At 63.7% G+C, this 12,497-nt stretch carries 9 protein-coding genes and 1 tRNA gene; 6 read left to right on the top strand and 4 right to left on the bottom strand.

What is annotated here, in order from left to right; all coding sequences use genetic code 11:
- Positions 1 to 28: 28 nt before the first annotated feature.
- On the top strand, positions 29 to 811 hold the full coding sequence (locus tag HAP54_RS38700; protein WP_166306839.1) for a tetratricopeptide repeat protein: 783 nt from the start codon (positions 29 to 31) through the stop codon (positions 809 to 811).
- A 40-nt stretch (positions 812 to 851) separates the two neighbouring features.
- Here HAP54_RS38700 and HAP54_RS38695 read toward each other — a convergent pair whose 3' ends face one another.
- The 4 genes from HAP54_RS38695 to HAP54_RS38680 all read right to left on the bottom strand — a co-directional run bounded on the left by HAP54_RS38695 (position 852) and on the right by HAP54_RS38680 (position 5,337).
- Positions 852 to 1,562 (bottom strand): hypothetical protein, encoded by a 711-nt coding sequence (locus HAP54_RS38695; RefSeq protein WP_166296109.1) that lies wholly within the window; start codon positions 1,560 to 1,562, stop codon positions 852 to 854.
- A gap of 208 nt (positions 1,563 to 1,770) precedes the next feature.
- Positions 1,771 to 2,571 (bottom strand): IS110 family transposase, encoded by an 801-nt coding sequence (locus HAP54_RS38690; RefSeq protein ID WP_224741589.1) that lies wholly within the window; start codon positions 2,569 to 2,571, stop codon positions 1,771 to 1,773.
- 326 nt (positions 2,572 to 2,897) lie between these two features.
- Positions 2,898 to 3,953, bottom strand: coding sequence for an enolase C-terminal domain-like protein (locus tag HAP54_RS38685; protein ID WP_248114386.1), 1,056 nt, complete (start codon positions 3,951 to 3,953; stop codon positions 2,898 to 2,900).
- Positions 3,954 to 4,002: 49 nt separating this feature from the next.
- A complete protein-coding gene (locus HAP54_RS38680) occupies positions 4,003 to 5,337 on the bottom strand; it encodes a multicopper oxidase family protein (protein ID WP_166306836.1) in 1,335 nt (444 codons plus the stop codon).
- A 134-nt stretch (positions 5,338 to 5,471) separates the two neighbouring features.
- On the opposite strand from HAP54_RS38680, the gene HAP54_RS38675 reads away from it, so the two are divergent.
- The 5 genes from HAP54_RS38675 to lon all read left to right on the top strand — a co-directional run bounded on the left by HAP54_RS38675 (position 5,472) and on the right by lon (position 12,395).
- Positions 5,472 to 5,556: transfer RNA gene (locus HAP54_RS38675), tRNA-Leu, on the top strand.
- 164 nt (positions 5,557 to 5,720) lie between these two features.
- Positions 5,721 to 7,082, top strand: coding sequence for a trigger factor (gene tig / locus HAP54_RS38670; protein WP_166296103.1), 1,362 nt, complete (start codon positions 5,721 to 5,723; stop codon positions 7,080 to 7,082).
- A 198-nt stretch (positions 7,083 to 7,280) separates the two neighbouring features.
- The gene (locus tag HAP54_RS38665) at positions 7,281 to 7,916 is read left to right on the top strand and encodes an ATP-dependent Clp protease proteolytic subunit (RefSeq protein WP_029082872.1); all 636 of its coding nucleotides are present in this window, start codon (positions 7,281 to 7,283) and stop codon (positions 7,914 to 7,916) included.
- Positions 7,917 to 8,369: 453 nt separating this feature from the next.
- Positions 8,370 to 9,644, top strand: a complete 1,275-nt coding sequence (gene clpX / locus HAP54_RS38660) for an ATP-dependent Clp protease ATP-binding subunit ClpX (RefSeq protein ID WP_029082873.1) — start codon at positions 8,370 to 8,372, stop codon at positions 9,642 to 9,644.
- A 321-nt stretch (positions 9,645 to 9,965) separates the two neighbouring features.
- Entirely contained in the window at positions 9,966 to 12,395 is a 2,430-nt protein-coding gene (gene lon / locus HAP54_RS38655) for an endopeptidase La (protein ID WP_166296100.1), read from the top strand.
- Positions 12,396 to 12,497: the final 102 nt, after the last annotated feature.

Here is a 12,497-nt window from a genome sequence, read left to right as displayed (position 1 = left end):
CCTCGCTCAGGCGCTGCAACAAGGCGCAATGGCGTTGCGGGCGCGACAGTTTGCTCAGGCCGAGCAGATCGCCGCCAGCATCCTGAAATCCAACCGCACCGACAGGAACGCGGCGCTTCTCCTGGCCCATGCCCTGATGGGACAGGATCGGGGAGGCGAGGCGATCGCATCGCTGGAACGGATCGCGCGTCGCGGCGACGACGGCGAAGTCGAGACCCTGCTTGGCGCCCTGCTGTGCGGCGCCGGCCGCGCGGCCGATGGCATCGCGCAGCTTCGCCGTACGGTCGCGCGTCGGCCGCCCTATTTTCCCTCGTTCCAGGAACTCGCGGGTCAGCTCGTCAAGGTCGGTCAACGTAGCGACGCCATCGGCATCGTCGAATCCGGCCTTGCGCTGGCGCCCGACAATGTCGACCTGAAGCTCAGCCTGGGACGCCTGTTTCACGAGAACGGTGAGCTCGCGAAAGCGCAGAACGTCTTGACCCGCGCCCGCAACAGCGCGCCGGGGCGGCCGGATGTCGTCAACGAACTTGGCCGGATCCTGATCCTGCACGGCGACTACGCGACTGCGGCCGATGCTTTCCGCCAGGTGCTCGCGCAGTATCCGGACGACCGCTCGGTCCGCGCTCACCTCGCCACGTGCCTTCTCGAGCAGGGCGAGCGCAATGCCGGTGAGGCGGCGCTGCGCTCCGTCACGCGCGGCCAGCCTCAATTGCTGGGCCGCGCGGCGTTCGTGATGGCCGCCTCATCGCATGGCCGCTTCTTCTTCGACCGGAGCGCGGCTGCGAAATTCCTCGGCGTGGAATCGAGCTGAGCGCTTTCCGCGAAATCCCGGAAGACGCTTTCGCGGCGCCTCAGGCCCTGAAGTTTCTCCGGTAGAGATTGGGCTGCCGTCTGAGCTCAGCGCGGAATTCGTCGACGCGCTTGGCTTCGTCCGCCGTGAAGGACGAGGCCTGCGCGGTCCAGCTGTCGCGCTTGACTGGAATGCATTGCGCGATCGGAGTTCCCTTCGGGAGCACGCCTTTGAAATTTCGGTCGTGCCAGTACGCCGGAAAGTGCACCCAGTTGTCGGCATAAAGGTCGGAATTGACCAGGCCGCTCAGCGTGGTGAACGGCAGGTCGAAGCGATTGACGGGATGCGTGAAGTAGACGGCGTAGCCTTCCGGGGCTTCGACGGTCCACAGATTGTGGAGTTTGATAAAGAAGCGGCCCTCTTCAAACAGCGGCGTGCCGCTGACCTGACCCGGGTCGTGGAAGCCGATCGGCGAACGTGGAAATTCGGGCGTGCCTCCCGGCGGCAGGTCCTGGTCCCAGGTGATTTCGCCGTTTTCGACCCTGAGGTCGCAAACCAGCGGCAGCAGGAATCCGCAGGTCATCGCATCCACGAACGGCGGACAGCGCTTGATGGTGTCCTCGTCGTGCAGGTTGATCGAGCTGTAAGCGGTCGCCGGCATCGTCTTGAGCCAGTCGGGAACGCCCTGGGCCGCCGGCACGGGCGGCGGAATCAGGCCTTCAAGCTCCGTGGGACAGCGAAACTTGAGCGTCAGCTTGTTGTTGGTGGACATGGGGCGCTCCGATGTCCTGACGACCTACATGAATACGTCGCAAAGGTGAAGCGCACGATCGATTGAGGGCGCGTAGCAACCATTAAGTCGCGGACGCCTGTTCGCGCCAAGGCGTTCCGCGCTGGATGACAGTGTTGGCATAGATCAGCAGCTTTCGCGCGCAAGCGATGAGAGCTGCGTTGTGGGCCTTTCCGGCTGCGGTTAGGCGTCAGCGGAATGCCGCCGGAAGCGCCGCAGCAAACAGCGAACGTCGCAGCCGAGCCCGACCGCCGGCGATGCGCCGTTGGCCTTTATGTTGCCCACTGTCGTTGTCGAAGGGCGCGAGCCCCGCGAGGGCCGCAGCCTCCTCGCGGCTGACACGGCCGAGTTCGGGCATGCGGATCAAGAGCGCGAGTGCGGTGCGTTCGCCGATCCCGGGAATGCTGAGCACGAGGTCAAGGCGGGCAGCGAGATCGCGGTGAGCGCGTAGTTGCCTGGCAAGGTAACGGATCTGGGCGAGCCGCCGTGCCTTCAGCCGGGCAATGTCACCCAGCACCAGGCGTCTCAGCGCGGGCTGATCGATATGCTCCAGCCGGGTCTTGCAGCGCTTGATGTCGTCCTCGATCTGCTCGAGGAAGGTCAGATGTTCGGCCAGCTCCGCCAGGCGCGGATCGGGCGCATCTCTGACCTGCTCGATCGCTGCCGCGCAGGCGGCGATCAACACCGCATCCAGCACATCGTTCTTGGCGCGTCGCAGATGCACCCGGCCGAACGCCTTGACCTGGATCGGCTGCAGCACCAGCACCGTGAAGCCTGCCGCACGCAGGTGTTCGACCGCGCCGCGCTCATAGCCCCCGGTCGCTTCGATACCGATTCGGCTCACGTCAGCCTCGGCCAGTTTGGTCGTCAGAATACGCCATCCCGCCAGTGAGTTGGCGACCTGCCAATGTTCGGTCCGGCCGTGAACCGCAACATCGAGCTTGCTCTTGGACGTATCGATTCCAGCCGTCCTTGTGCTAGTCTGTGTCATCCTCGTCGACCCCGCCTTGTGAAGCGAACCTAACCGTTCCGGCAACCATCCGGGTCCGATGAAGGTGCTGGCGCGATCCTGCTACGGGGCAGCCACGAACTGCTCAGGATGGGTGCGATCCGATCGCCAGCGGCCTGTCGCGGTCGCTAACCGCGACAGGCCATTCCTCTCGGAATATGCCGACGATAACCGATCGCGTTATTACAAGGATGGGTAGAGCGACTTGTCCGCCGTAGCTCGAAGAGCGAAGGCGGAAGCGAAACCCATCATCTCACCGCGTCGAAAGAAAGTTGATGGGTATCGCTGCGCTCCACCCATCCTACGACCTACGGCACCAGATATTTCGCGACCGCCGGCTCGTTCCACTCGATGCCGAGCCCGGGACCGCGGGCGGTCACCGCGCCATCGGTGATCTCGGCTGGCCTTGCGAGGATCGCGCCGGCGAAGTCGAGGAATTCGAGCCAGTGCGCGGTCGGCGTCACCGCGAGCAGATGCGCGCTGACTTCCGCGAACAGATGGCTCGACATCGGGATCGATGCGGCATCGGCCTGTCCGGCGACCTGCATCCAGCCGGTAACGCCGCCGACCTTCATCACGTCGGGCATGATGAAGTCGGATGCGCCGGCCGCGATCGCCTCGGCAAAGCCGCGCGGAAACCACCAATTCTCGCCGGCCTGGATCGGCGTCGGCGAGGTCTCGCGGACTTTTGCGTGACCAGAGAGGCTTTCCTGCGGCACCGGCTCCTCGATCCAATGCAAATCGTAGGGCGCAAGCCGCGCGATGCGTTGTGTGGCCTCCGCCGGATCGAGCGACTGGTTGAAGTCGATCATCAGCGCAACGTCCGGGCCGAGCAGGGCGCGCACGCCCTTCACGACACGCTCGTCATTGGCGGCGTCGCCGTCGCCGCCCTTGATCTTGATGCCCTTGAAGCCCTGGTCGAGCGAGCGACGCAACGCGCGCTCATCGGCAACGGGATCGACCGCGCCGTAGCTGTCATAGGCCTTGATCGGCTTCACCGAGCCGCCGAGCAACTCGACCAGGGGCCGGCCGGCGAGCTGGCCGAGCACGTCCCAATAGGCCATATCGAGGCCCGACACGGCCATGCCGACCAGACCCTGCGCGCCGAGCAGCCGGAATTTGGCGTCCATCGCCTTCATCAGGTCGAACGGTGCGACCGGCTTGCCGACCAGCTCGCGGCCGATCTCCTCGATCAGATAAACCAGTGGTTTAAGCGTCAGCCTGCTGTAGGCGAAGATGTAGGTGCGGCCGGTAACGCCTTGATCGGTCTCGACATCGATCAGGACCAGCGGGCCGGAATCGATCACGCCGAACGCGGTCTTCACCGGGCGCTTGAGCGGCACCACGACGCTTCGTGCCTTCACTCCGCGAATCGCTGCAACTGTCTGGCTCATGAGCGTTTCCTCATTCTTGTTATTGGACACTGTACCATCGGACGAGCCGCGGCGCGGCCCAGTCGGTCGCGACCTGCTCGATCAAATAGCGGCCGGGATATTCGGCGAGGAAGGCGATGCGCTGGGTCTGGCCCGGTTCGACTGCGAGCGTGTCGAGCCAGAACGGCTTCCAGCCGTCGTCGAGCCGGTCGAGCAGGCGGAAGTGATGGCCGTGCAGATGAATGACGCTGGCGATCGCGCCGCGATTGGTCAGCGCCAGCACCACCGGCCGGCCGGCTTTGGCCTGAAAGGCCGGGGCGGCTGACGGTTTGAAATCGGCCGGCCGGAACCATTCGGTCGGCGTGCCCAATGCCAGATCGAACCGCGCCGCGCTCCTGAGGTCGAGCTGGTCGGGCATGTCATTGCCGGGAAGCGGCGGGGCCGGCGGGAACGGCGCCGGCCGCAGCGGCGGATCGTTCGAGATCGCGAGCCTGCCGACCGGGCGGGCCTGCTTGCCGTCGTGCAGCAGGATCGGGAAGCTTGTTCCCGGCGTCCCGGCCGCATCGACAAAGACATCGGTGCGGCTTCCGGGCGCCAGCACCAGCGCGCCGTTGCGGGCCGAAAACGGTTCGGCAGGCTGGCCGTCGATCGCCATTACCCGGACTTCGAGGTTCTCCAACTTGACCGCCAGCACGCTGCGTTGGCTGCCGTTGATAAAGCGGAGTCTGAGCCGGGCGTTGGCCGGTGCCGAGATGTCGTATGAGGTTTTACCGTTAATTGTTTGAATTGCCGAGCTATCTTTCGGGTCATCCCCTGGCGGGATTGCGCTCCCATCCCCCCGCAGGCGCCACTCCTCGATCAGCAAGACCTCGTCGCGATCGACCGCAACCGGCGAGGTGCCGGTCACGATCAGCGGCCGCGGCCGCGCCGGGGCCGTGCCGCCATTGCCGAGCAGCGGCTCGCACAGGAAGGTGCCGGCATGCCGAAGTGGGAGCTGGAAGGTATCCTTTGCCCCCGCGGCAAGCGGCGCCCGGGAGGCGAGCGGCTCCGCGGCCGGGACGCCGTCGAGCCCCCGACAATCGAGCGCGGCCGCGACCGGCAATTCGTTACCGAACGTCACATCCAGCACCTCGCCGCGCCTGAAGCGGAGGTCGCCGCTGCCCAGCGACCAGACCTCAGTCGCTGGACCGTCAGGACGAAGCCGGATGTGGTCGGTTTTGGCCTGCAGCGCGACCGCCGTCCGGCCCTGCGCCGAGCCCGCGGCCGGCAGAGCGGGGCACAACGCCGCGGCGCCGAGGGCGGCCATCAGGTCGCGCCGGGTGAGGGAAAATTCGGGAGAGAATTCGGGACTTGCCATCCGGCCGATGCGGACCATTTTCAAGTGGGCCTGTCCAGTCGCGATCGGTCGCAGGGTGGGCTGCACAGCGGCCATTTTTTTGCTGCGAACCGGTGGACGCATGTTATAAGCCCGCCGCCCGCGGCACCGCGGCCGAATTGGATGCTTTTCTCGCGGGCGTGGCGGAACTGGTAGACGCGCTGGATTTAGGTTCCAGTGACGAAAGTTGTGGGGGTTCGAGTCCCTCCGCCCGCACCAAGCGCTTACAGCGTTTGCATGACGATTCCTTGGAGAACCTTTAGCCCCGAAGGGGTGGCGGTTCGCCGAACCCACAGACGTTAGGCCGCCAGGCTCCGCGTCGAACAGATTGAACACTGCAACGGCCGCTCGGGCCGCGGCAAAAGCGGAAGAAGATTGATACCATGCAGGTCACCGAGACCCTCAACGAGGGACTGAAGCACGAATTCAAGATCAGCGTTCCGGCATCCGATCTTGATGCCAAGGCGGGCGCCAAGCTGGTCGACCTCAAGGACAAGGTCCGTCTCAACGGCTTCCGTCCGGGCAAGGTGCCGGTGGCGCATCTGAAGAAGATCTATGGCCGCTCTGTGATGGCCGAGACCATCGACCAGACCATCCGCGACACCAACACGGAGATCTTCACCGAGCGCGGCTTCCGCCTCGCCGGCGAGCCGAAGATCACGATGCCGACCGAGAAGGACGAGGTCGAGGAACTGCTGTCTGGCAAGACCGACCTGACCTACACGGTCGCGATCGAGGTGGTGCCGCAGATCCAGCTCGCCGATTTCAAGTCGTTCTCGGTCGAGAAGCCGGTGGTCGACGTCTCCGACGCCGACGTCGACGATGCCATCAAGCGCATCGCCGAAGGCAGCCGCCCGTACAATGCCAAGACCGAAGATGCGAAGGCGGAGAAGGGCGACCGCGTCACCATCAGCTTCAAGGGCACCATCAACGGTGAAGCCTTCGAGGGCGGCACCGGCGAAGGCATCCAGGTCCTGATCGGCGCCGGCCAGTTCATCCCGGGCTTCGAGGAGCAGCTGATCGGTATCGGCACCAACGAGACCCGCACGCTCAAGGTCCCGTTCCCGAAGAACTACCTCAACGAAAAGCTCGCCGGCCAGCCGGCCGAGTTCGAGACCACCGCGACCCTGATCGAGGCGCCCGGTGAAACCACGATCGACGACGAGTTCGCCAAGACGCTTGGGCTCGAATCGCTCGACAAGCTGAAGGAAGCCGCGCGCGAGCGCCTGACGGCCGAGTTCGCCGGCGCCACCCGTCAGAAGGTCAAGCGCGCGCTGCTCGACCGGCTCGACGAGAGCCACAAGTTCGAGGCGCCGCCATCGCTGGTCGACGAAGAGTTCAAGCTGATGTGGAACTCGATCAAGGCCGAGATGGACTCGTCCGGCAAGACTTTCGCCGACGAGAACACCACCGAGGATGCGGCCAAGGAGGAGTACCACAAGATAGCCGACCGCCGCGTCCGCCTCGGCCTCGTGCTGTCTGAGATCGGCGAGAAGAACAAGATCACAGTGACCGACGACGAGGTGTCGCGGGCCGTGATCGAGCGCGCGCGCCAGATGCCCGGCCGCGAGAAGGAAGTCTGGGACTATTACCGCAGCAACGCCCAGGCGCTGGCCCAGCTCCGTGCCCCGATCTACGAGGACAAGGTCGTCGACTTCGTCCTCGAGCTCGCCACTGTGACCGAGAAGAAGGTCACCAAGGATGAGCTGTTCAAGGATGAAGATGCCGAGAAAACTGCCGCTTAATTCCGGCACCTCGCGTTAATGATGAACCGCGAAAGCGCGCCTCGCGACGGATCCCGTCGCTAGGCGCGCAGATGCGAATCAGCTTGAACTTCCGCGACCTGCCCGGATGGCTAGTGCCGGTCTTGTCGGCCGGAAATTGGCCCATATCTGGGTTAAGCCTTAAAGTTCTGCATCACCCCTAACCCCTGGGTTGTCCCAATGCGCGATCCCGTTGAAACCTACATGAACCTCGTGCCGATGGTCGTCGAGCAGACCAATCGCGGCGAACGCGCCTACGACATTTTCTCGCGTCTCCTGAAAGAGCGCATCATCTTCGTCACCGGTCCGGTGGAAGACGGCATGGCAACGTTGACTGTCGCGCAGCTGTTGTTCCTCGAAGCCGAGAATCCGAAGAAGGAAATCTCGATGTACATCAACTCGCCGGGCGGCGTGGTGACGTCGGGCCTTGCGATCTACGACACGATGCAGTTCATCCGCCCTCCGGTGTCGACGCTGTGCACGGGCCAGGCGGCCTCGATGGGCTCGCTGCTGCTGGCGGCCGGCGAGAAGGACATGCGCTTCTCGCTGCCGAATTCGCGCATCATGGTGCACCAGCCCTCGGGCGGCTTCCAGGGCCAGGCCACCGACATCATGCTGCACGCGCAGGAGATCCTGAATCTCAAGAAGCGCCTCAACGAGATCTATGTGAAGCACACCGGCCAGACCTACAAGGCGATCGAGGACGCGCTCGAGCGCGACAAGTTCCTCACCGCTGAGGACGCCAAGGCGTTCGGCCTCGTCGACAAGGTCATCGACAAGCGTCCGGAAGACCCGTCGGCTGCGAAGGCTGCCTGACAAGGCCGCCCGATCGGAACAGGCCTCTGAGGCGTCGGTGTGATCTCCACATTGACGCCTCACATAACCGGCAAAGCAGAACGGGCGGACCGGCCGGCAGGTACATGCGCGCGGGCGGAAAGTTCCGGTTTCGTGCTCCTATGCTGGCGTGGTAATCCCGCAACGTTCCGAGGATTTCAGCGCGTATTCCACGTGCGATCGTTGAAAATCACGGTATTGTCACGGTCTTGAGCCGGCCATCCGATTAGCGAATTCTTGATAGTCGGGTGCCAGCATGGTTGGCTGTAATGCGCCGGCCGAGATCGCGGAGATTCGAATAAACCGTGATTCGCACGGTCAGTATTGCGTAGGCTCTTTTTTGGTGCGGAATTTGCTCTATCTACCCTTAAGCTCCGGTTTGGTGCCGGATTGGGTCGATCTGGCAAATGATCGAACGGCGGACGGAGATAATGAATGAGTAAGGTCGGCACGAGCGACGCCAAGAACACGCTATACTGCTCGTTCTGCGGCAAGAGCCAGCATGAAGTTCGCAAGCTGATTGCCGGACCGACTGTCTTCATTTGCGACGAGTGTGTCGAACTGTGCATGGACATCATTCGCGAGGAGAACAAATCCTCGCTGGTGAAGTCGCGCGACGGCATTCCGACGCCGAAGGAGATCTGCAAGGTCCTGGACGACTACGTGATCGGCCAGAGCCATGCCAAGAAGGTGCTCTCGGTCGCCGTCCACAATCACTACAAGCGGCTTAACCATCAGACCAAGCACAACGACGTCGAGCTGGCGAAGTCGAACATCCTGCTGATCGGTCCGACCGGTTCGGGCAAGACGCTGCTCGCGCAGACGCTGGCCCGCATCCTCGACGTGCCGTTTACCATGGCTGACGCCACAACGTTGACCGAAGCCGGCTACGTCGGCGAGGACGTCGAGAACATCATCCTGAAGCTGCTGCAGTCGGCCGACTACAACGTCGAGCGCGCGCAGCGCGGCATCGTCTATATCGACGAAATCGACAAGATCAGCCGCAAGTCGGACAATCCCTCGATCACCCGCGACGTATCGGGCGAGGGCGTCCAGCAGGCGCTGCTGAAGATCATGGAAGGCACGGTGGCCTCGGTCCCGCCGCAGGGCGGCCGCAAGCATCCGCAGCAGGAGTTCCTGCAGGTGGATACCACCAACATCCTGTTCATCTGCGGCGGTGCATTCTCGGGCCTCGAGAAGATCATCTCCGCGCGCGGCCGTTCGACCTCGATCGGCTTCGCGGCGCAGGTGCTCGCGCCGGAGGATCGCCGCACCGGCGAGATCTTCCGCCACGTCGAGCCGGAAGACCTGCTGAAGTACGGCCTGATCCCGGAATTCGTCGGCCGTCTGCCCGTCGTCGCGACGCTGGAGGACCTCGACGAGGCCTCGCTGAAGAAGATCCTGACCGATCCGAAGAACGCGCTGGTGAAGCAGTACCAGCGGCTGTTCGAGATGGAGAACATCGAGCTGACCTTCGCCGACGAGGCGCTTGGCGCGGTCGCCCGCAGGGCGATCGAGCGCAAGACCGGTGCGCGCGGCCTGCGGTCGATCCTGGAGAGCATCCTGCTCGAGACCATGTTCGACCTCCCGGGCCTCGAAGGCGTCGAGGAAGTCGTGATCTCGCGCGAAGTGGTCGAGGGAACGGCGCGTCCGCTCTACATCTACGCGGATCGTTCCGACCGCGCCGTCGAGAGCAGCGCGAGCGCTTAAGAAGCGCTCGTCTCTATCCGCCAAAAATGCAGGGCTGCCGGGCAATCCGGCGGCCGTTGCGGCGCAGCAGCAACGCCCTTGTGGCATCGCAGTAAATGCCTGTTTAGCCTGAATTTCCGGGCACTTCTCAGACTTGACACCCCCGGCCTGATAGCCACCTAATGCTATCGGCGAGGGACCTCATGTGTTGAGATTCGTCGCTTTACGATGCGGAATAAGCGACTGCTGACGGCAATCTTTTTCCGGATCACCAAGGCACCTTGTGGCGGTTGCGCAAGCAGGCGGACTGCGTGCAAGGGGGCAAAACAAAAGGATAAGGCCATGACGACCTCAAAACCCCGGCCAACGATCGTCCACGGCGAAAGCCATTCCTATCCGGTGCTGCCGCTCCGCGACATCGTCGTCTTCCCGCACATGATCGTGCCGCTGTTCGTCGGCCGCGAGAAATCGATCCGCGCGCTGGAAGAGGTGATGAAGAACGACGCGTTGATCATGCTCGCGACGCAGAAGAACGCGTCCGATGACGATCCGGCGCCCGATTCAATCTACGAGACCGGTACGCTCGCCAGCGTTCTGCAGCTCCTGAAATTGCCCGACGGCACCGTGAAGGTGCTGGTCGAGGGCCTCGAGCGCGCACGTATCGAGAAGTATTCCGATCGCAGCGAATATTACGAGGCGACCGCGGTCGCGCTCGCCGACGCTGACGCCACCTCGGTCGAAGCCGAGGCGCTGTCGCGTTCGGTCGTGTCCGACTTCGAGAGCTATGTGAAGCTCAACAAGAAGATCTCCGCCGAAGTCGTCGGCGTGGTCCAGGCGATCACCGATTTCGCCAAGCTCGGCGACACCGTTGCCTCGCATCTGGCGGTCAAGATCGCCGATCGGCAGGCCATCCTGGAGACGTTGTCCGTCACGCAGCGCCTGGAGAAGGTGCTGGGCCTGATGGAGAGCGAGATCTCGGTGCTGCAGGTCGAGAAGCGCATCCGCTCGCGGGTCAAGCGCCAGATGGAGAAGACCCAGCGCGAGTATTACCTGAACGAGCAGATGAAGGCGATCCAGAAGGAGCTCGGCGACGACGAAGGTCGCGACGAGCTAGCCGATCTGGAGGAGAAGATCTCCAAGACCAAGCTGTCCAAGGAAGCGCGCGAGAAGGCACAGCACGAGCTGAAGAAGCTGCGCCAGATGTCGCCGATGTCCGCGGAAGCGACCGTCGTGCGCAACTATCTGGACTGGCTGCTGTCGATCCCGTGGGGCAAGAAGTCCAAGGTCAAGAAGGACCTCGAGGCCGCGCAGGCGGTGTTGGACTCCGATCACTACGGGCTCGAGAAGGTCAAGGACCGCATCGTCGAGTATCTCGCCGTGCAGTCGCGCGCCAACAAGCTGACCGGACCGATCCTGTGCCTGGTCGGGCCTCCCGGCGTCGGCAAGACCTCGCTCGGCAAATCGATCGCCAAGGCGACCGGCCGCGAGTTCGTGCGCGTGTCGCTCGGCGGCGTGCGTGACGAGGCCGAGATCCGCGGTCACCGCCGCACCTATATCGGCTCGATGCCCGGCAAGATCATCCAGTCGATGCGCAAGGCGAAGACCTCGAACCCGCTGTTCCTGCTGGACGAGATCGATAAGATGGGCGCCGATTTCCGCGGCGATCCGTCGTCGGCGCTGCTTGAGGTTCTGGACCCCGAGCAGAACTCGACCTTCAACGACCACTATTTGGAGGTCGATTACGACCTCTCCAACGTGATGTTCATCACGACCGCGAATACGCTGAATATTCCGGGCCCGCTGATGGACCGCATGGAGATCATCCGGATCGCCGGCTACACCGAGAACGAGAAGGTCGAGATCGCGCGCAAGCACCTGATCCCGAGCGCGCTCTCCAAGCACGGTCTGGACTCCAAGGAATGGTCGATCGACGACGCGGCCTTGCTGTTGATGATCCGCCGCTACACCCGCGAAGCGGGCGTGCGTAATTTGGAGCGTGAGCTCTCCACACTCGCCCGCAAGGCGGTGAAGGAGCTGATGATCTCCAAGAAGAAGTCGGTGAAGGTCACCGAGGCGAACATCGAAGAGTTCCTCGGCGTTCCGAAGTATCGCTACGGCGAGATCGACGAAGAGGACCAGATCGGTATCGTCACCGGCCTCGCCTGGACCGATGTCGGCGGCGAGCTGTTGACCATCGAAGGAGTCATGATGCCCGGTAAGGGTAAGATGACGGTCACGGGCAATTTGCGCGACGTGATGAAGGAGTCGATCTCGGCGGCGGCGTCTTACGTCCGCTCGCGCGCGATCGTCTACGGCATCGAGCCGCCGCTGTTCGATCGCCGTGACATCCACGTTCACGTGCCGGAGGGCGCAACCCCGAAGGACGGCCCGTCCGCGGGCGTGGCGATGGCCACCGCGATCATCTCGGTCATGACCGGCATTCCGGTCCGCCACGATGTCGCGATGACCGGCGAGATCACGCTGCGCGGCCGCGTGCTGCCGATCGGCGGTCTGAAGGAGAAGCTGCTGGCTGCCGCGCGCGGCGGCATCAAGACGGTGCTGATCCCGGAGGACAACGCCAAGGATCTCACGGAGATATCCGATGCGATCAAGGGCGGCATGGACATCATTCCGGTCTCGCGGCTGGATGAGGTCGTCGCCAAGGCGCTGACCCGCGTGCCCGTGCCGATCGTCTGGGACGAGGAGGCCAGCAAGGTCGACGTCAAGCCCGATGCTTCGGACGAAGCGTCCGGCGGCCTGACGGCGCACTAAGTGAGCTCCAGTCGAAATAATAAAACGGCGCCTTCGGGCGCCGTTTTTGTTTTGGTTGCTTGCGAGTGGGGTCAGGAAGCAGGCGGCCTCAGTCGCCACCGG

Origin of the sequence: Bradyrhizobium sp. 2S1, assembly GCF_011516625.5 — a bacterium.
In the GTDB taxonomy this organism is placed as follows: domain Bacteria; phylum Pseudomonadota; class Alphaproteobacteria; order Rhizobiales; family Xanthobacteraceae; genus Bradyrhizobium; species Bradyrhizobium septentrionale.
Note: the sequence above shows the minus strand (reverse complement) of the source record. Positions and strands in the feature narration are given on the sequence as shown.